Genomic DNA, 18420 nt, shown 5'->3' on the forward strand with positions numbered 1-18420 from the left:
AGGGCATGGCGGCTAATAGCATGGGAGGGGCTGAACGGGCCACTGTCGACGTGTCCCGTAGTTTTACGGCGGGCGAATGGGCAGTGCTCAGCGGCGCCTTGCGGCTCAAGCCGGCAGGGGCGCGCGATCCGGCGCGCTCCCTGGCAGCCCATGAACTATTGGACGGCGGCGTGTGCCTGCGTTTGTTGGATGAGCTGACACCGATTATCGGCTCGCCATCCCGGGCGATCACCGCCTCGTTGTTGAGCAAGCGGATTGCGTTCCTCGCGACCGGCGCTTGTCTTTATGCGTTGTCGGCATGTGACAAGGGGCTGCGGCTGTCCCTGGATAACTGCATCATCGAGTACGGCCACGACGAAGGGCTCTGGACCTCGTCGATGCCGCTGCTGGACCTCGAACCGCAGGGCTACGTCCACGGCTACCGGGAGCACTGGCGCGAAACGTTGGTCAGCAATTTGTTCGCCGGGTTGCTCAAGCCACTGTGGGATTGCTTCGTCCAGGTCAGCGGCATTTCCCGGCGCATTCTCTGGGAGAACACCGCGGTACGGGTGTACTCGCTGTACGAAAAACGCATGGACAGCCTTCAAGATCCTTCCGTACGCCGCCGTGTCGAGGCTGACTTCGATTGGCTGCTGAACCAGGCCGATCCAGCCTTGTTCGGCCTGGACTACAACCCGTTACAGCATTTTCGCCGCCCCCTCATGCCCCTTGGCAACGGCCTGGATTGTCGGCGTCTGCGGCGTACCTGCTGTTTCTATTACAGGGCCAGCAACCCGGTCGAATACTGTTCGGCCTGCCCGTTGCTGCGAAAGAGAAAAAAACCATGAATGACTCAATCGCGCCGTCGCTAACGAGGGTTACCGAATCGCTGTTGGCGCAGTACCGAAGCATCCCATCGTCCACCGTCGGGCACTTCACGGACGCCGGTTATCTACGGGGTATCCGCCCGTTGTTCAACAACCTGCGCATGGTGGGCAAAGTCGTTACGGTGAAGCTCTTCACTCCGGACGGCAGCGTCCTGCGCGAAGCCTTGCTGCTCAGCGAACCCGGGGATGTGCTGGTGGTGGAGTGCGTGGGCGACCCCGAATGTGCCTGTTGGGGGGAGTTGCGAACACTGGCCGGCCTGATCAAAGGGTTGGCCGGCGTTGTGGTGTGCGGCGCGGTGACCGACGTGGTGGCCTTGCGCACCCATCGCTTGCCAGTGTTCAGCCGCAGTATCAGCGCGTTCACGACCCGCAGCCTTGGCCTGGGTGGCGAGGTCAATCAACCGATCCAGGTTTCAGGTATCACGGTGCACCCCGGTGACATCGCGATCGGCGACGACGACGGGGTGTTCATCCTCGGCGTGCAACAGGCCATCGACCTGTTGCCGAAATTGTTGGCGAAGGAGCAGGCGGATCAATTGAAAAGAACCGAGTTCTTGCGACGGATCCAGGCGGCGCGCTGACGGTCAGGCGTCGCGGAACAGGTCGTGGGCGTCCAGCAGGCGCCAGGCGATTTCGGGGCGTTTTTCCAGGCCACGGCGGATGGCGGCCGGGATCGCCTGCCGAATCTTGCGACACAAGCCAGGCTGTTCCTGGAATTCGATGGCGATGCCTCGCATAGTCCGGACTTCGTTGTAGCCGGGTTCGACGGTCAGACGGATGCCCAGGTTCTCGTACAAACGCTGCTGTAGGCGCTCGAGCTCGGCCAGGCTCTGGATATTTTCCAACCGTTCGAGCAGGCGTTTTTCTTCCTGGCGATTGAAGCAAAGGATGCGCAGGTCGCTGCCAGGCGTTTGCAGCAACGCATCACGCCCGCAATCACAGACGCCGGGCGGGCAGGGGGACGAATCGGGATCGACGCGGTCATGGGCTCCACAAGGTCTGCAACACAACGAAGCCGCCTCTGGTGCGATGGGCTGGCTCAGGCAATGTGATGCCTGGCGTCTCGCGGGTCAACCCTGTCGGGCGGCCATTTGTCTGTCGTGACTGTGTGCTCCAGCGCTCTCCTGTGGGAGAGCGCTTGCTCGCGATAGCGGCGGGTCAGCTTGCATCCCTGTTGGAGCTGCCGTCGTCATCGCGAGCAAGCTCGCTCCCACAAGGGATTGTGGTGGGCCAGAGGGCCTACAGCCCCAACTCGGACAGCCCCGGATGATCATCCGGCCGGCGTCCCAGCGGCCAATGGAACTTACGCTCGTTTTCCTTGATCGGCATGTCGTTGATGCAGGCGTAGCGGTTGGACATCAGGCCCTGCTCGTCAAATTCCCAGTTCTCATTACCGTAGGAGCGGAACCAGTTGCCCGAATCGTCGTGCCATTCATAGGCGTAGCGCACGGCGATGCGGTTGTCGGTGAAGGCCCACAGCTCCTTGATCAACCGGTAATCCAGTTCCTTGGCCCATTTGCGGGTCAGGAACGCCTTGGCTTCTTCGCGGTTATGGGCGAACTCAGCGCGGTTACGCCATTGCGTATCCAGCGTATAGGCCAGGGACACCCGCTGTGGGTCCCGGGAGTTCCAGCCGTCCTCGGCCAGTCGAACTTTCTCGATAGCCGATTCGCGGGTGAAGGGCGGTAAGGGCGGACGAACTTCAGCAGGGGATGACATGGCAACTCTCCAGGCAGTGATTAAGGATGTGTACAGCGGTTTACGAAGTGCGTGAGTCAGTTGATTTCAACCAACAAAGTGTTGAGCACGTTCCGGGCATCGTCAGCGGCGCTGTGATCGCCCATGACCAGTGCGACGGTGATGGCGCCGTCGATCAGGATCAGTAACTGTCGGGCCAGGGCGTCCGGGTTTTCTACACCTTGGTCAGCGCACAGCCGGGTGACATAGTCGAGCAACTTCTGTTTGTGCAGCTTCGCCACCTGGCGGACCGGGTCTTGTGGGTCGCCGGTTTCACCGCTGGTGTTGATGAAAGCACAGCCGCGAAAGCCTTCGCTGCCGAACCAATCCTTGAGCACGGTGAACAGGTTGAGCAGCCGTGCGGCGGGCGTCGGTGCCTTGTCGACCTCGCTGCTGAACCAGTGCATCCAACGTTCGTCGCGCCGTTTGAGGGCAGCCACGATCAGATCGTCCTTGTTGGCAAAATAGCGGTAGATACTTTTCCTGGAGACGCCGGCGGTTTTTACCAGAAGGTCCATGCCGGTGGCCGCGATGCCACTTTTATAGATCAACTTTTCGGCGACATCGAGGATGATGTCTCGGGTGTCATTACTAATGATTTCGTTCATGGTTATTACAGTAGAACGATCGTTCTCCTTGGTCAAATCTTTTTTCATGACGACGGGAAGACCCAACCCCGTCCATGGTGTAAGCTCATGCGTTCTTCGGAATCGACCTTTTGCGAGCCCTATGCCGTCGCTTTTCAAACGCTCCCTGCTGCCCAAGCTGCGCAGCTTTGCACTGACCGCCGATGCCGTGACCATCCTCGATGGCGCCGCCGAGTTCCGCCGTAGCCTGCTGGAGAAAATCGCCCAGGCCACCCAGCGCATCTACATCGTCGCCCTGTACTTGCAACAGGACGAGGCCGGCCAGGAAATCCTCGATGCCCTGCATGCCGCCAAAGCGGCGCGTCCCGAACTGGATGTCGTCGTGGTGGTGGATTGGTTGCGGGCCCAGCGCGGGCTGATCGGCGCCAAGAAGCAGCCGGGCAACTCGGCCTGGTACCAGGAACAGACGCGCACCCATGCCAGCGAAGTGCCGATCTACGGCGTACCGGTGCAGACCCGCGAGTTGTTCGGCGTGCTGCACTTGAAAGGCTTCGTGATCGACGACTGTGTGCTCTACAGCGGCGCGAGCCTGAATAACGTCTACCTGCACAAGTTCGACAAGTACCGTTACGACCGCTACCACCTGTTGCAGAACGCGGCACTGGCCGATTCGATGCAACACCTGGTGCAGCACGGCTTGATCACCTCCAAGGCGGTGCATCGCCTGGACCTGCCGAACCTGCCCAGCACCCGCAGCCTGCGCAATGACATCGGCGACCTGCGCAGTCGCCTCAAACACGCGGCGTATGACACCAACGCCGGCAGCCTCGACAAGAGCGGCCTGTCGGTGAGTCCGTTGCTCGGCGTGGGCAAGAACAACCCGCTGAGCCGGGTGATCGGTGAACTGATCGCCAGCAGCCGCCAGCAACTGACCATCTGCACGCCGTACTTCAACCTGCCCCTGGCCGTGACCCGGGAGATCAACCGTGCGCTGGCCCGTGGGGTCAAGATCGACATCATCGTCGGCGACAAGACCGCCAACGATTTCTACATTCCGCCGAGCGAGCCGTTCAAGATCATCGCCGCGCTGCCTTATCTCTACGAGATCAGCCTGCGGCGTTTCGCCAAGCGGCATCAGCGCTACATCGACAGCGGGCAGTTGAACCTGCACCTGTGGCGTGACGGTGACAACACCTATCACCTCAAGGGCATGTGGGTCGACGAGCGCTACACCTTGCTCACCGGCAACAACCTCAACCCGCGGGCCTTTCGCCTGGACCTGGAAAACGCCCTGTTGCTGGACGACCCCAAGGGCGAGTTGCTGGGGCCGCGTCAGGCCGAGCTTGAACAGATCTACCGGCACACCCGCCGGATCGAACGCTACCTGGACCTCGAGACCCTGCCAGATTACCCCGCAGCAGTGGGCAAGTTCCTCAAGCGGGTCAGTCGGGTGCGGATAGAACGGCTGCTTTACCGGATCCTGTGAAAACCCGCGCCATGTCGGAAAAAGACACCATCTCCATCCAGTTGGTGCGAGAGGCGCTGCTGCAAAGCTGCGTCCCTGGAGCCACCACTGAGGAGGTGCTGAGCAAGGTCGGCATCGACCCGGGGTTACTTGATGATCCCCAGGCGCGGGTGCCGGCCCATGCCTATGCGCGGCTCTGGCGTTTGCTGGCGCGGCGTCTTGACGACGAGTTTTTTGGCATGGACCCGCGCCGGCTCAAGTCCGGCAGCCTGGCGTTTCTCTGCCAGTGCGCCATGGCCCAGCCCACGCTGGCCGCGGGGTTGACGGCGGGGTTGGGGTTTCTGTCGCTGATGCTCGAACACCTGCCGGCCCAATGGGTGCGCCAGCAGAGCCTGGCGGAAATCGTCCTGTTGGAAGACCATCAGGATCCGCGTCGGGCCTTCACTTATTTCACCTATTGGATGATCGTCCATGGCGTAGCCTGCTGGCTGGCCGGGCGACGCATTCCCATTCTTGCCGTTGAGTTACGCTGCCCGGCGCCGGATTTCTGCGACGACTATCGAGTGATGTTTTCCCAGAACCTGCGCTTCGACCGGCCTCGGACTCGGATGATCTTCGCCGCCGAATGCCTGGACCTGCCCATCAGACGCAGCGCCGAGGAACTCAAGCGCTTCCTGGCCCAGGCGCCGGCCAACATCCTGGTCAAATACCGCGACCCGCAAAGCCTCGCCAGCCGCATCAGGCACGACTTGCGCCAGCTGCCGGCCGAGCAGTGGCCGGAAACCGAGGCCCTGGCCCAGCAGCTGTGTGTGTCCGCTTCCACCCTGCGCCGGCGTCTGGCGGAGGAGGGCCAGACCTATCAAGGCCTCAAGGACAACGTGCGCAAAGAACTGGCGATCACCTGGCTCGCCGAGCCCTCCATCAGCTTCGCCGAGATTGCCTCGCGCCTGGGCTTCGCCGATGCCAGCTCCTTCTACAAGGCGTTTCGCAAATGGTCCGGGTCCAACCCGGGGCATTACCGCAGCCTGATTCTCAACGATTCCGCCTGAACCCCTTCCATCGCTGTCATCGCTCACTCATAAAACCGTCATGTTTTTTTGATATATGCCTCTGTGGATACAAGAAAGCCATCCAACAGAGTGATTTATGCAAGTGACCTATTACGCAGTTGAGGAAGGCACGCCGGCACGGAGCGGGGCATGAAAATACTGGTGACCGGCGTCGCCGGGTTTATCGGGTTCCATGCCGCCAAACGCTTGTGCAGCGATGGCCATCAGGTCATTGGCCTCGACAACCTCAACAGCTACTACAGCGTCGAGCTGAAACAGGCTCGACTTGCACAACTCCAGGCATACGGTAACTTCCAGTTCCTGCGCCTGGATGTGACAGACAAACCAGCCCTGCTGGATCTGTTTGCCCAACAGTCATTCGAGCACGTCGTCCACCTGGCCGCCCAAGCGGGGGTGCGCTATTCCATCGACAATCCGGACACCTATGCGCAAAGCAACCTGGTGGGATTCCTCAACGTGCTGGAAGCCTGTCGTGCCCATCGACCGGCGCACTTGATTTACGCGTCCAGCAGTTCGGTGTACGGACTGAACGAGCACTTGCCCTATGCCACCACCGACGCGGTCGATCGTCCGGTGTCGTTCTATGCCGCGACCAAACGCGCCAATGAACTGATGGCCCACGCCTATGCCCATCTCTACGGCATTCCCACGACCGGCCTGCGCTTTTTTACCGTGTATGGACCATGGGGCCGCCCTGACATGGCGCTGTTCAAGTTCACTGACGCCATCATCAAAGGCCAACCCATCGACGTGTACAACGACGGCGAGATGTCCCGTGACTTCACCTATATCGACGACATCGTCGAGGGCTTGGTGCGCTTGATACCGCGGCCGCCTGCCGAGGAAGGCGGCGCACGAAACAAGGTCTACAACATCGGCTTTGGCGCGCCGGTGAAGCTTGTGCAATTCATCGAATGCCTCGAAGAGGCCATAGGCATCCGCGCGATAAAAAACTTCATGCCGCTGCAGTCAGGCGAGGTCGTCAATACCTGGGCCGACACCCGCGAACTGGCGGACTTCGTGGGTTTTCGTCCGCAGACCCCGGTCCCCGTGGGAGTCCAGTCATTTGTCGACTGGTACCGCAGCTATTACGGCGTTTAGCCCCCCTGAGCTTTTATACGGAAACCTCATGCACGAAAGCCCTTATGTGTCGGTCCTGATTCCGGCAAAAAACGAAGCCGGCAACCTCATTCCATTGTTGGAGGAAGTGCGTGCAGCGTTGGCCAATGAAACATTTGAAGTGATTGTGGTCGACGATGGCAGCACCGATGCCACCGCCGCTGAATTACGCACACTGCAAGGTGATGGCTATCGTCAATTGCGCGTGCTCAGTCATGCCCGCTCCCTCGGGCAGAGCACCTCGATTTATCAGGCGGCCCAGGTGGCGCGCGGGCACTGGTTGGCAACGCTCGATGGTGATGGGCAGAACGATCCCGCGGATTTGCCGAAGATGTTGGACTTGGTACGGGGTTCAGAGGGTAAGCCCGGGGGGGTAAAACTGGTCGCAGGCCACCGGGTGAATCGCCGGGATACGGCCAGCAAGCGCTGGGCTTCGCGATTTGCGAACAGGCTGCGCGCCCGTTTGCTCAAAGACCAGACGCCCGATACCGGGTGCGGTATCAAATTGATCGAGCGCCAGGCCTTTCTGCGCCTGCCATATTTCGATCACATGCATCGCTACATTCCTGCGCTGATCCGCCGCCATAACGGCCGAATGTTGATTCAACCGGTGAACCACCGTGAACGCGGAGCAGGGGTGTCCAATTACGGCAACCTGGATCGGGCACTGGTGGGCATTGTCGATCTGTTCGGGGTGTGGTGGCTGATCAAACGCACCCGCCTGGAATTCAACGCACAAGAAACCGAGGTCTGAGATGGGCAGAGAATCTGTGTGGCTGGCCGTTGGTTTCGCCGGCCAGTTTGCCTTTACCGGACGATTTGTCCTGCAATGGCTCTACAGCGAATACAAGAAGCGCAGCGTGATCCCCGTCGGGTTCTGGTACCTGAGTATCGTTGGTAGCGCGCTGTTGCTGGCCTACGCCATCTACCGTGAAGACCCGGTTTTCATTGTCGGCCAGTCCTTCGGTTTCATTGTGTACCTGCGTAATTTGCAGTTGATCGCCAAGCATCACGAGCAGCAAAGCCGCGAACAGGCGGAAAAGGGCTGAAATGGTGCGAATACGACTGTCCTCCTCGCGTTTGGAGCTGCTGGCTTTTGTGTTGTTGACGTTAGTCATGGTGGGCGCCGGTCTCGGTTGGCGCCAACCGATGAATGTCGATGAAGAGCGTTTCCTCGGCGTGGCCTTGGAAATGCTGCAGAACGGTTCGTGGTTCATTCCCCATCGCGCCGGTGAGATCTACGCCGACAAGCCGCCCCTGTTTCTGTGGGCGGTGGCGCTGTTCGTGCAACTGACCCACTTACCGAAAGTTGCCCTGTATTTGCCTGCGCTGCTGGCAAGCGCCGTGACCACGGCCTGCCTGTATGACCTGGGCCGTCGCTTGTGGGGACGGCGTGTCGGTGTCATTGCGGTGCTGTTATTCCTGGCGACCTACCAGACCTACAGCATCCTGCGGACCGGGCAGATCGATGGCTTCCTCGCACTCTGGACCATCCTGGGGATCTATGGCTTGTGCCGGCATCTATTGCTCGGCCCGGCCTGGCGCTGGTACTACCTGGCCTGCGCGGCGATGGGGTTTGGCATTATCAGCAAAGGCGTGGGGTTTCTGCCGGTGTTGATGCTGATTCCCTACGCCTATGCCGTGCGCAACGGTTGGAAAGGGGTGGTGCCGATGCCTGGCAAGGCAGGGCATTGGTGGCTGGGGCTGGCCGTGGCGCTGGCAGCCATTGCGTCATGGCTAGGGCCTTTGCTGTTGATCGTGTGGCAGGGCAGTCCCGACAGCTTGGCGTACGCCCAGGAAATCCTGCTGAAGCAGACCGCTGGGCGTTACGCCAATGCCTGGGAGCACCGCGAACCTTTCTGGTATTTCTTCGTCCAGGTGATTCCCAAGTACTGGTTGCCGATTGTTTTCATGCTGCCCTGGCTGGTGCCAGCCTGGCGCAAGCAGTTGCTCAAGCACGACGGTCGAGTGTTGGTGCTGCTCGGTTGGGTGGCGCTGGTGCTGCTGTTCTTCAGCTTGAGCAGCGGCAAACGCAAGCTGTATATCTTTCCTGCGTTGCCGGCCTTGGTTCTGCTGGTGGCGCCGCTGGTTCCGTGGTTGCTGCGCCGTTGGTTCAGCCAACGTCCGAGGGGCAGGACGGTATTCGCCGTATTGACGGCGGTTTGGTTGTGCGCTTGGTTGGTTCGCGGCTTCGTCGAGCCCCATAAGGAAGGCATCAACCCCCATGAAACCCTCATGGGCGATGTAGCGCGGCTGACGGGCAATGCTGAGTTGGTACTGGTGGGGTGGCGTGAAGGGCATTGGTTGTTCGCCCGGCAACCCATCGTGCACTTTGGGTTTCATAGCCGCCACTCGCTGGAACAATCCGCTGTCTGGCTTCGCAGTCATCCGCAGGCCTATGCCTTGGTGCCTGCCCGGGACCTGGCGCGCTGCTACGACCCGCAAAAGGCTCGCAGTGTTGGCAATACCTCAAGGGCCGAGTGGTTCCTGGTGGGGGCTGATGCGGATAACCGGGATTGCCAGTCGCCGGCGCCAGAGAAAGTTTATTCATTCACTTGGGCGCATCCTTTGTAGTGGTTGCCCCCTGTGGCGAGGGAGCTTGCTCCCGCTGGGCTGCGCAGCAGCCCCAAAGCAGTCAACTCAATTTTCCTGACACACCGGGTTGTCAGGTTTGGGGCCGCTTCGCGCCCCAGCGGGAGCAAGCTCCCTCGCCACAGGGGCCCGCACAGACAACACATCCCCAGACCATTGGCCAAACCAGTCAAGCAACTTGATAGCTTTGACCATTGCCGCCGGAGCCCTTCGGCGCGAGTATTTCCCTGCTATTTACGGTTCCCCCAGCCAATAACAAATACAGAGGGATTCTGGTCATGCGCGATTACTCCTCCGCCACGACGCAGTTCGATTACCTGCAAAGCGTCAACGCCGCACTGCACGGCTCACTCGAGGCTCTCAATGCCTGCGTCGAATGTTGCGACCGGCACGCGTTGCCGGGGCGCATAGCCCTGTTCTGGGAGGGCCGCGACGGCACGGACGCCACCTGGACCTACCGGGACTTGCAGGACAACGCCGCGCGTTTCGCCAATTTCCTGCTCGCCCAAGGCGTCGGCAAGGGCGATAAAGTGGCTGGCCTGCTGCCGCGCACCGCCGAGCTGCTGATCGTGGTGCTCGCTACCTGGCGCATCGGGGCGGTGTATCAGCCGCTGTTCACTGCGTTCGGCCCCAAGGCCATCGAGCATCGCCTCGCCAGCTCCGGCGCACGGCTGGTCGTCACCGACGGGGTTAATCGCCCCAAGCTCAACGACGTAGCTGCTTGTCCCACTGTCGTTACAGTCGGCGGCGAAAAAGGCCGGGGTATCGTTCGCGGCGACTACAGCTTCTGGGCCGAAGTGGCCAACCATTCCAGCCAGTGCGAACCGGTGATGCTCACTGGCGAAGACCCGTTCCTGCTGATGTTCACCTCCGGTACCACGGGACCTGCCAAGGCGCTGTCGGTGCCGCTCAAGGCCATTGTCGCGTTCCAGAACTACACCCGTGATGCGGTAGACCTGCGTGCCGAAGACGCTTTCTGGAACGTCGCCGACCCGGGTTGGGCCTACGGTATCTATTTCGGCGTGACCGGGCCGTTGGCCATGGGGCATCCCATCACGTTCTACGATGGCCCGTTCACCCTGGAAAGCACCTGCCGGATCATCAATAAATACGGCATCACCAACCTCACGGGCTCGCCCACGGCCTATCGCCTGTTGATTGCCGGGGGCGAGCAGTTCGCCCGGTCGATCCAGGGCAAGCTGCGCATCGTCAGCAGCGCCGGCGAGCCGCTGAACCCGGAGGTGATCCGCTGGTTTGCCGACAACCTGAACGTGGTGATCCACGATCATTACGGCCAGACCGAACTGGGCATGGTGCTGTGCAACCACCACGGGCTGGAACATCCGGTGCACCTGGGCGCGGCCGGTTTCGCTTCGCCGGGCCACCGGATCGTGGTGTTGGATGAAAACCATCAGGAACTGGGCGTGGGCCAGCCCGGTATCCTGGCGGTGGATCGCAGCCAGTCGCCCATGTGTTGGTTTGCCGGATACGAAGGCGGGCCGACCAAGGCTTTTGTCGGTGACTATTACTTGAGCGGCGACACCGTGGAGCTGAACCCGGACGGCAGTATCAGCTTCGTGGGGCGCAGCGACGACGTGATCACCACCTCCGGCTACCGCGTCGGCCCGTTCGACGTCGAAAGCGCCCTGATCGAACACCCGGCCGTGGTCGAGGCTGCGGTGATCGGCAAACCCGATCCGGAGCGCACCGAGCTGGTGAAGGCCTTCGTAGTGCTCAGCGGCCAATACCGCGCCGCGCCGGAACTGGCCGAAGAGCTGCGCCAGCACGTGCGCAAACGCCTGGCGGCCCATGCATACCCCCGTGAAATCGAATTTGTCAGCGACTTGCCGAAAACCCCAAGCGGCAAATTGCAGCGCTTTATCTTGCGCAACCAGGAAATCGCCAAGGCTCAAGAGGCCGCGGCGCAGAACGTTTCAGCTTGAACCCAAGGAAACCATGATGCAGATCGACAATAAGATTTTCCTCGTCAGCGGCGGCGCGTCCGGCCTCGGCGCGGCGACCGGCGAGATGCTGGTCAAGGCTGGCGCCAAGGTGATGCTGGTGGACCTCAATGCCGAAGCCGTGGCCGCCCAGGCGCAGAAGCTCGGTTGCCACAGTGTCGTGGCCGACATCAGCAACGAGGCCGCGGCTGAGGCGGCGGTCAAGGCCACGGTCACGGCCTTCGGTGGCCTCAATGGCCTGGTGAACTGCGCGGGCATCGTGCGCGGCGAGAAAATCCTCGGCAAGAACGGCCCGCATGCCTTGGCCAGTTTCAGCCAGGTGATCAACGTCAACCTGATCGGCAGCTTCAACCTGTTGCGTCTGGCAGCGGCAGCCATTGCCGAAACCGAGGCCAATGCCGACGGCGAGCGTGGCGTGATTATCAACACCGCGTCCGTGGCGGCCTTTGACGGCCAGATCGGCCAGGCGGCCTATGCGGCTTCCAAGGGCGCTATCGCCAGCCTGACCCTGCCGGCCGCCCGGGAGTTGGCACGCTTTGGCATCCGAGTGATGACCATCGCCCCGGGCATTTTCGAGACCCCGATGATGGCAGGCATGACACCCGAGGTACGCGACTCCCTGGCCGCCGGGGTGCCGTTTCCGCCGCGCCTTGGGAAACCCGCCGAGTACGCGGCGCTGGTCAGGCATATCATTGAAAACAGCATGCTCAACGGCGAGGTGATCCGTCTTGACGGTGCCTTGCGCATGGCGGCCAAGTAGGAGAATAGTCATGTCCAACGATCCGATTGTCATTGTCAGCGCCGTCCGCACCCCCATGGGCGGTTTCCAGGGTGAACTGAAAAGCCTCAGCGCCCCCCAACTGGGAGCGGCCGCCATCAAGGCCGCCGTGGAGCGAGCCGGCATTGCGCCCACTGCGGTTGAAGAAGTGCTGTTTGGTTGCGTGCTCGCGGCTGGCCTGGGCCAGGCCCCGGCCCGGCAGGCGGCGCTGGGGGCCGGGCTCGACAAGTCGGCCCGTTGCACCACGCTCAACAAGATGTGCGGTTCGGGCATGGAAGCGGCGATTCTCGCCCATGACATGCTCATCGCCGGCAGTGCCGAGGTGGTGGTGGCCGGCGGCATGGAAAGCATGTCCAACGCCCCGTATCTGCTCGATCGCGCCCGTAGCGGCTACCGCATGGGCCACGGCAAGGTGCTGGATCACATGTTCTTAGACGGCCTCGAAGACGCCTACGACAAGGGCCGCCTGATGGGCACCTTCGCCGAGGATTGCGCCGAAGCCAACGGTTTGAGCCGTGAAGCCCAGGATGCCTTTGCCATTGCCTCCACCACCCGCGCCCAACAAGCGATCAAGGACGGCAGTTTCGAGGCCGAGATCGTGCCGCTGACGGTGACCGTCGGCAAAGAGCAGGTACTGATCAGCCACGACGAACAGCCGCCGAAAGCCAAGCTGGATAAGATCAAGTCGCTCAAGCCGGCATTCCGTGAGGGCGGCACAGTAACAGCGGCCAACGCCAGTTCCATCTCCGATGGCGCAGCGGCCCTGGTGCTGATGCGCCAGAGCCAGGCGCTGCAGCGGGGCTTGAAGCCCTTGGCGGTGATTCATGGGCATGCGGCGTTTGCCGACACCCCAAGCCTGTTTCCGACGGCGCCGATTGGCGCGGTGAAAAAACTGCTGCACAAAACCGGTTGGTCGCTGGATGAAGTCGATCTGTTCGAAGTCAACGAAGCCTTTGCCGTGGTGGGATTGGTCGCCATGCACCAATTGGACATCCCCCATGAAAAGGTCAATGTTCACGGTGGCGCTTGCGCCCTGGGCCACCCAATCGGCGCATCCGGCGCACGGATCCTGGTGACGCTGCTCTCGGCCCTGCGCCAGAAAGGCCTCAAGCGCGGCGTCGCGGCAATTTGCATCGGCGGCGGCGAAGCCACGGCCATGGCCGTCGAATGCCTGTATTAAGGAATCAACATGCTTCCGACTGAAGAACAGACGCAAATCCGCGACATGGCCCGAGACTTCGCCCAGGAACGCTTGAAACCGTTCGCCGCCGAGTGGGACCGTGAGCACCGCTTCCCGAAAGAAGCCATCGGCGAGATGGCCGAGCTGGGGTTCTTCGGCATGCTCGTGCCGGAGCAGTGGGGCGGCTGCGACACCGGTTACCTGGCCTATGCCATGACCCTGGAAGAAATCGCCGCTGGCGACGGAGCGTGCTCGACGATCATGAGCGTGCACAATTCGGTGGGCTGCGTGCCGATCCTCAAGTATGGCAACGACGAGCAGAAAGAGCGTTTCCTCAAGCCGCTGGCCAGCGGCGCGATGCTCGGCGCCTTTGCCTTGACCGAGCCCCAGGCCGGTTCCGATGCCAGCGGCCTGAAGACCCGCGCCAAGCTGAATGGCGATCACTACGTGCTCAACGGCTGCAAACAGTTCATCACATCGGGGCAGAACGCCGGCGTGGTGATCGTGTTCGCGGTAACCGATCCGAGCGCCGGAAAACGTGGCATCAGTGCGTTCATCGTGCCGACCGATTCGCCGGGTTATACCGTGGCGCGGGTTGAAGACAAGCTCGGCCAGCACGCCTCCGACACCTGCCAGATTCTCTTCGAGGATGTGAAGGTGCCGGTGGGCAATCGCCTGGGGGAGGAGGGTGAGGGCTACAGGATCGCCCTGGCCAACCTGGAAGGCGGGCGGGTCGGCATCGCGGCGCAGTCGGTGGGCATGGCCCGCGCTGCGTTCGAGGCTGCCCGCGACTATGCCCGGGAACGGCAGAGTTTCGGTAAACCGATCATCGAGCACCAGGCCGTGGCGTTCCGTCTGGCCGACATGGCCACCCAGATCGCGGTGGCCCGGCAAATGGTGCATTACGCCGCCGCCCTGCGGGACAGCGGTCAACCGGCGCTGGTGGAAGCGTCCATGGCCAAGCTGTTCGCCTCGGAAATGGCCGAAAAAGTCTGCTCCATGGCGTTGCAAACCCTTGGCGGTTACGGTTACCTCAACGACTTCCCGCTGGAGCGCATCTACCGCGACGTGCGGGTCTGCCAGATCTACGAAGGCACCAGCGACATTCAGCGCATGGTCATTTCGCGCAATCTTTGAACAGGAGTCCTGCATGAACTACGAAACGATTTTATTGGAGATCAAGGACCGCGTCGGTCTGATCACCCTCAACCGTCCCCAGGCGTTGAATGCCTTGAACGCGCAGATCGTCAGCGAGTTGAACCAGGCGCTGGACAGCCTGGAGGCGGATCCGAAGATTGGCTGCATCGTGCTGACCGGCTCGAAAAAGGCCTTTGCCGCCGGTGCTGACATCAAGGAAATGGCTGAGCTGACCTACCCGCAGATTTATCTGGATGATCTGTTCAGCGACAGCGACCGCGTGGCTAACCGTCGCAAGCCGATCATCGCCGCGGTGAACGGTTTCGCCTTGGGCGGAGGCTGTGAGCTGGCCTTGATGTGCGACTTCATCCTGGCGGGCGATAACGCCAAGTTCGGCCAGCCGGAAATCAACCTCGGCGTGCTGCCGGGCATGGGCGGCACCCAGCGCCTGACCCGGGCGGTGGGCAAGGCCAAAGCCATGGAAATGTGCCTGACTGGGCGCTTCATCGACGCGGTGGAGGCCGAACGCTGCGGTATCGTGGCGCGGATCGTACCGGCCGATGAACTGCTGGATGACGCACTGAAAACCGCTGCGTTGATCGCCTCTAAATCAGTGCCCATCAGCATGATGGTCAAGGAAAGCGTCAACCGCGCCTTTGAGGTCAGCCTGTCCGAAGGCGTGCGATTCGAGCGCCGGGTCTTCCACGCGGCGTTTGCAACGCAGGATCAGAAGGAAGGCATGGCGGCCTTCGTGGCCAAGCGCGCGGCGGAGTTTCAGGATAAGTAATGCGGCGTCTTCATTGACGCCATCGCGAGCAAGCTCGCTCCCACAGGGCGCCGGAAGTGTACGCAGCATTTGCGTACACCACCAAACCCTGTGGGAGCGGGCTTGCCCGCGAAGATGCCGGTACATCCAGCATAGAAGTGACTGACCTACCGCTTTCGCGAGCAAGCCCGCTCCCACACTGGATCTCGGGTGTACACAGCATTTGCATACACCACCGCCCCCTGTGGGAGCGGGCTTGCCCGCGAAGATGCCGGTACATCCAGCATAGAAGTGACTGACCCACCGCTTTCGCGAGCAAGCCCGCTCCCACATTGGATCTCGGGTGTACGCAGCATTTGCGTACACCACCGCCTCCTGTGGGAGCGGGCTTGCCCGCGAAGATGCCGGTACATCCAGCATAGAAGTGACTGACCCACCGCTTTCGCGAGCAGGCCCGCTCCCACATTGGATCTCGGGTGTACGCAGCATTTGCGTACACCACCGCCTCCTGTGGGAGCGGGCTTGCCCGCGAAGACGCCGGTACATCCAGCAGAAGTGACTGACCTACCGCTTTCGCGAGCAGGCCCGCTCCCACACTGGATCTCGGGTGTACGCAGCATTTGCGTACACCACCAAACCCTGTGGGAGCGGGCTTGCCCGCGAAGACGCCGGTACATCCAGCATAGAAGTGACTGACCCACCGCTTTCGCGAGCAAGCCCGCTCCCACACTGGATCTCGGGTGTACGCAGCATTTGCGTACACCACCAAACCCTGTGGGAGCGAGCTTGCTCGCGATGCTTTTTCCAGCCATCACACCAGGTAGTGTTTCAACTCCCGGGCGATGACCATCCGCTGGATCTCGCTCGACCCTTCATAGATCTGGGTAATCCGCGCATCGCGGTAGTAGCGCTCTACCGGGTAATCCTCGAGATAGCCGTACCCACCATGAATCTGTATCGCCGAGGAACAGACCTTCTCGGCCATTTCCGAGGCGAACAGCTTGGCCTGGGACGCCTCCGACAAGCATGGTTTGCCGGCGCTGCGTAACCGGGCGGCATGCAGGATCAGCAGGCGGGTGGCGTTCAGGCGGGTGTGCATGTCGGCCAACAGGTTGGCGATGCTCTGGTGCTCGATGATCGGCTTGTCGAACTGCACCCGATCCCGCGAGTAAGCCAATGCGGCTTCGAACGCCGCACGAGCGATGCCCAAGGCCTGCGCCGCGATGCCGATACGACCGCCTTCGAGGTTGGAGAGGGCGATGGCCAGGCCTTTGCCACGCGCGCCCAACAGGTTGGCTTCGGGGATGGTGCAGTTGCTCAAGGTGACGGCGCAGGTGTCCGAGGCGCGAATGCCCATTTTGTGTTCGGTGCGATCGACGATAAACCCCGGCGTATCGGTGGGCACCAGGAGCGCCGAGATGCCTTTCTTGCCCAGCTCAGGGTCCGTCACGGCAAAGACAATCGCCAGTTTCGCGCGCTTGCCGTTACTGACGAACTGCTTGGCGCCGTTGATGACCCATTGGCCTTCGCGCAGTTCGGCGCGGGTGCGCAGGTTATGGGCCTCGGAGCCAGCCTGGGGTTCGGTCAGGCAGAAGCAACCAATGGCCTGGCCGCTGGCGAGATCGGCCAGCCACGTCTGTTTCTGCTCGTCGGTGCCGTAGTTGAGGACGGGCCCGCAACCCACCGAGTTGTGGATGCTCATCAGCGCCCCCGTGGCGCCATCGCCCGCGGAGATTTCCTCCACCGCCAGGGCGTAGGCCACGTAGTCGACATAGGTGCCGCCCCATTCTTCGGGCACCACCATGCCCAGCAGGCCCAGTTCACCCATCTTCGACACCAGTCCATCGTCGATCCAGCCGGCCTTTTCCCAGGCCTGGGCATGAGGCGCGATTTCGCCACGGGCAAAATCCCGGGCCATGTCGCGGATCATCACTTGTTCTTCGGTCAGTTCGAGATCGTGCATGGCTCAGTTCCCGTGGTAGTCGAAGCCGTCGAAGAAACTCGCCACGTGGAGGGCATCCAGTGCCTCCAGGGTCGGCGGGTTCCAGCGCGGGTTCTTGTCTTTGTCGATCAGCAACGCGCGCACGCCTTCGATCAGGTCGCCGCGTTCGAACCATTGCCGGTCCAGGTGCAGCTCCAGGGCAAAACAGTCTTCCAGGCTCAGGTGCCGCCCGCGCCGCAGCATTTCCAGGGTCACGGCCATCGCCAGGGGCGAACGGGTTTCCAGCAGGTCGGCGGTCTTGACGGCCCACTCATGGCTGTTGGCGACCGTGACCTGCCGCAGCTGTTCGACCATGCTCGGCACGTCGGGGAGGGCAAAAAAGTGATCGATGACCGGACGCAGGTCGGCCAGGGGCGGGGCGGGCAGTTGCTGCATGCCGAGTTTCGCCAGCAGGCTTTGCAGGTCCTTGAGCGGTGTGTCGTGCCACTCCAACCGATCGAGGCGCGCGTCGAGCTGTTCGAGTTTGTGGCTGTCCAGGTACCAGTCGGCCAGGCCGCAATACAACGCGTCGGCTGCGCGGATTTGCACGCCGCTGACGCCCAGGTAGATACCCAGTTCGCCAGGAATGCGCGGCAGGAAGTAACTGCCACCCACGTCCGGGAAGTAACCGATGCCGACCTCCGGCATGCCCAGGCGGCTGCGTTCGGTCACCACCCGCAGGTCGGCGCCTTGCGCCAGTCCCATGCCGCCGCCCAGGACGAAGCCGTCCAGCAGGGCGAGAACCGGTTTGCGGTAGTGGTGGATCGTCAGGTCGAGGGCGTACTCCTCGACGAAAAAGTCTTGATGCAGCGTATCGCCCTGCTTGTGGCTGTCGTACAGCGAGCGGATATCGCCGCCCGCGCAAAACGCCTTGTCGCCGGCGCCGCGCAATACCACCGCGTGGATCTGTGGGTTGAGGGCCCAGCTATCGAGTTGTTGTTGCAAGCTGCGCACCATGCCCAAGGTCAGGGCATTGAGGCCGGCGGGGCGGTTCAGGGTCAAGTGGCCGATATGGTTGCGGACTTCGACCAAGACCTCACGGGCCATGGTTTCGACGGTCCCTGCGGCTTGGGATGAAACCTGAGCAGTCATCGCTAACTCCCTGCTTTTACTGTTCTTTATAAATTGCATTGCGCGTATAGGGCCGGGATCGTAACAGCGCAAATTTGCATTGCACAACC

The 18420-nt window shown here is 61.8% G+C and carries 18 protein-coding genes; 13 read left to right on the forward strand and 5 right to left on the reverse strand.

Annotation, left to right across the window (positions count from 1 at the left end):
* The first annotated feature begins 20 nt into the window (after window positions 1-20).
* Both CD58_RS13945 and CD58_RS13950 read left to right on the forward strand, forming a co-directional pair.
* Window positions 21-827 carry an IucA/IucC family C-terminal-domain containing protein gene (locus CD58_RS13945; protein ID WP_025213612.1) on the forward strand — a complete coding sequence of 269 codons (807 nt, stop codon included), beginning with the start codon at window positions 21-23 and terminating at the stop codon, window positions 825-827.
* Complete coding sequence (locus CD58_RS13950; RefSeq protein WP_025213613.1) at window positions 824-1447, forward strand: RraA family protein; 624 nt, start codon at window positions 824-826, stop codon at window positions 1445-1447. Before CD58_RS13945 ends, CD58_RS13950 begins: the two co-directional genes overlap by 4 nt.
* A gap of 3 nt (window positions 1448-1450) precedes the next feature.
* On the opposite strand, the gene CD58_RS13955 is transcribed toward CD58_RS13950, so the two are convergent.
* From CD58_RS13955 to CD58_RS13965, 3 genes are all read right to left on the reverse strand, one after another.
* The gene (locus tag CD58_RS13955) at window positions 1451-1786 is read right to left on the reverse strand and encodes a hypothetical protein (RefSeq protein ID WP_235195303.1); all 336 of its coding nucleotides are present in this window, start codon (window positions 1784-1786) and stop codon (window positions 1451-1453) included.
* A 319-nt stretch (window positions 1787-2105) separates the two neighbouring features.
* On the reverse strand, window positions 2106-2585 hold the full coding sequence (locus CD58_RS13960) for a DUF1348 family protein (RefSeq protein WP_025213614.1): 480 nt from the start codon (window positions 2583-2585) through the stop codon (window positions 2106-2108).
* A gap of 56 nt (window positions 2586-2641) precedes the next feature.
* Window positions 2642-3211 (reverse strand): TetR/AcrR family transcriptional regulator, encoded by a 570-nt coding sequence (locus CD58_RS13965; RefSeq protein ID WP_025213615.1) that lies wholly within the window; start codon window positions 3209-3211, stop codon window positions 2642-2644.
* 121 nt (window positions 3212-3332) lie between these two features.
* Here CD58_RS13965 and pssA point away from each other — a divergent pair, with 121 nt between their 5' ends.
* The 11 genes from pssA (at window position 3333) to CD58_RS14020 (ending at window position 15279) form a co-directional block, all read left to right on the forward strand.
* Window positions 3333-4676 (forward strand): CDP-diacylglycerol--serine O-phosphatidyltransferase, encoded by a 1344-nt coding sequence (pssA, locus tag CD58_RS13970; protein ID WP_025213616.1) that lies wholly within the window; start codon window positions 3333-3335, stop codon window positions 4674-4676.
* Window positions 4677-4687: 11 nt separating this feature from the next.
* Window positions 4688-5704 (forward strand): AraC family transcriptional regulator, encoded by a 1017-nt coding sequence (locus CD58_RS13975; RefSeq protein WP_025213617.1) that lies wholly within the window; start codon window positions 4688-4690, stop codon window positions 5702-5704.
* Between the two features lie 150 nt (window positions 5705-5854).
* The gene (locus CD58_RS13980; RefSeq protein ID WP_025213618.1) at window positions 5855-6826 is read left to right on the forward strand and encodes an NAD-dependent epimerase; all 972 of its coding nucleotides are present in this window, start codon (window positions 5855-5857) and stop codon (window positions 6824-6826) included.
* Between the two features lie 28 nt (window positions 6827-6854).
* Window positions 6855-7598: a glycosyltransferase family 2 protein gene (locus tag CD58_RS13985; RefSeq protein WP_025213619.1), complete on the forward strand. Its 744-nt coding sequence runs from the start codon at window positions 6855-6857 to the stop codon at window positions 7596-7598.
* Window position 7599: 1 nt separating this feature from the next.
* Window positions 7600-7893, forward strand: coding sequence for a lipid-A-disaccharide synthase N-terminal domain-containing protein (locus CD58_RS13990; protein ID WP_025213620.1), 294 nt, complete (start codon window positions 7600-7602; stop codon window positions 7891-7893).
* 1 nt (window position 7894) lies between these two features.
* Complete coding sequence (locus CD58_RS13995) at window positions 7895-9418, forward strand: ArnT family glycosyltransferase (protein WP_038436638.1); 1524 nt, start codon at window positions 7895-7897, stop codon at window positions 9416-9418.
* A gap of 296 nt (window positions 9419-9714) precedes the next feature.
* Window positions 9715-11379 carry an AMP-binding protein gene (locus tag CD58_RS14000; RefSeq protein WP_025213622.1) on the forward strand — a complete coding sequence of 555 codons (1665 nt, stop codon included), beginning with the start codon at window positions 9715-9717 and terminating at the stop codon, window positions 11377-11379.
* A gap of 16 nt (window positions 11380-11395) precedes the next feature.
* On the forward strand, window positions 11396-12157 hold the full coding sequence (locus CD58_RS14005) for an SDR family NAD(P)-dependent oxidoreductase (RefSeq protein ID WP_025213623.1): 762 nt from the start codon (window positions 11396-11398) through the stop codon (window positions 12155-12157).
* Window positions 12158-12167: 10 nt separating this feature from the next.
* Window positions 12168-13355: an acetyl-CoA C-acyltransferase gene (locus CD58_RS14010; RefSeq protein WP_162178156.1), complete on the forward strand. Its 1188-nt coding sequence runs from the start codon at window positions 12168-12170 to the stop codon at window positions 13353-13355.
* Window positions 13356-13364: 9 nt separating this feature from the next.
* Window positions 13365-14492 carry an acyl-CoA dehydrogenase gene (locus CD58_RS14015; protein WP_025213625.1) on the forward strand — a complete coding sequence of 376 codons (1128 nt, stop codon included), beginning with the start codon at window positions 13365-13367 and terminating at the stop codon, window positions 14490-14492.
* A 13-nt stretch (window positions 14493-14505) separates the two neighbouring features.
* A complete protein-coding gene (locus CD58_RS14020; RefSeq protein ID WP_025213626.1) occupies window positions 14506-15279 on the forward strand; it encodes an enoyl-CoA hydratase in 774 nt (257 codons plus the stop codon).
* A 790-nt stretch (window positions 15280-16069) separates the two neighbouring features.
* Here CD58_RS14020 and CD58_RS14025 read toward each other — a convergent pair.
* Together CD58_RS14025 and CD58_RS14030 are read right to left on the reverse strand one after the other, a co-directional pair.
* Window positions 16070-17221 (reverse strand): acyl-CoA dehydrogenase family protein, encoded by a 1152-nt coding sequence (locus CD58_RS14025; RefSeq protein WP_025213627.1) that lies wholly within the window; start codon window positions 17219-17221, stop codon window positions 16070-16072.
* Between the two features lie 3 nt (window positions 17222-17224).
* Window positions 17225-18331 (reverse strand): enoyl-CoA hydratase/isomerase family protein, encoded by a 1107-nt coding sequence (locus CD58_RS14030; protein WP_025213628.1) that lies wholly within the window; start codon window positions 18329-18331, stop codon window positions 17225-17227.
* Window positions 18332-18420: the final 89 nt, after the last annotated feature.

The organism is Pseudomonas brassicacearum (genome assembly GCF_000585995.1).
Taxonomy (GTDB): Bacteria; Pseudomonadota; Gammaproteobacteria; order Pseudomonadales; family Pseudomonadaceae; genus Aquipseudomonas; species Aquipseudomonas brassicacearum_A.

Coding starts and splice junctions, on each gene's coding strand:
- CD58_RS13965 (WP_025213615.1), bottom strand. CDS start 3,211: ATGAACGAAATCATTAGTAATGACACCCGAGACATCATCCTCGATGTC.
- CD58_RS13975 (WP_025213617.1), top strand. CDS start 4,688: ATGTCGGAAAAAGACACCATCTCCATCCAGTTGGTGCGAGAGGCGCTG.
- CD58_RS13950 (WP_025213613.1), top strand. CDS start 824: ATGAATGACTCAATCGCGCCGTCGCTAACGAGGGTTACCGAATCGCTG.
- CD58_RS13960 (WP_025213614.1), bottom strand. CDS start 2,585: ATGTCATCCCCTGCTGAAGTTCGTCCGCCCTTACCGCCCTTCACCCGC.
- CD58_RS13990 (WP_025213620.1), top strand. CDS start 7,600: ATGGGCAGAGAATCTGTGTGGCTGGCCGTTGGTTTCGCCGGCCAGTTT.
- CD58_RS14010 (WP_162178156.1), top strand. CDS start 12,168: ATGTCCAACGATCCGATTGTCATTGTCAGCGCCGTCCGCACCCCCATG.
- CD58_RS14025 (WP_025213627.1), bottom strand. CDS start 17,221: ATGCACGATCTCGAACTGACCGAAGAACAAGTGATGATCCGCGACATG.
- CD58_RS13945 (WP_025213612.1), top strand. CDS start 21: ATGGGAGGGGCTGAACGGGCCACTGTCGACGTGTCCCGTAGTTTTACG.
- pssA (WP_025213616.1), top strand. CDS start 3,333: ATGCCGTCGCTTTTCAAACGCTCCCTGCTGCCCAAGCTGCGCAGCTTT.
- CD58_RS13995 (WP_038436638.1), top strand. CDS start 7,895: ATGGTGCGAATACGACTGTCCTCCTCGCGTTTGGAGCTGCTGGCTTTT.
- CD58_RS14015 (WP_025213625.1), top strand. CDS start 13,365: ATGCTTCCGACTGAAGAACAGACGCAAATCCGCGACATGGCCCGAGAC.
- CD58_RS14020 (WP_025213626.1), top strand. CDS start 14,506: ATGAACTACGAAACGATTTTATTGGAGATCAAGGACCGCGTCGGTCTG.
- CD58_RS14000 (WP_025213622.1), top strand. CDS start 9,715: ATGCGCGATTACTCCTCCGCCACGACGCAGTTCGATTACCTGCAAAGC.
- CD58_RS14005 (WP_025213623.1), top strand. CDS start 11,396: ATGCAGATCGACAATAAGATTTTCCTCGTCAGCGGCGGCGCGTCCGGC.
- CD58_RS13980 (WP_025213618.1), top strand. CDS start 5,855: ATGAAAATACTGGTGACCGGCGTCGCCGGGTTTATCGGGTTCCATGCC.
- CD58_RS14030 (WP_025213628.1), bottom strand. CDS start 18,331: ATGACTGCTCAGGTTTCATCCCAAGCCGCAGGGACCGTCGAAACCATG.
- CD58_RS13985 (WP_025213619.1), top strand. CDS start 6,855: ATGCACGAAAGCCCTTATGTGTCGGTCCTGATTCCGGCAAAAAACGAA.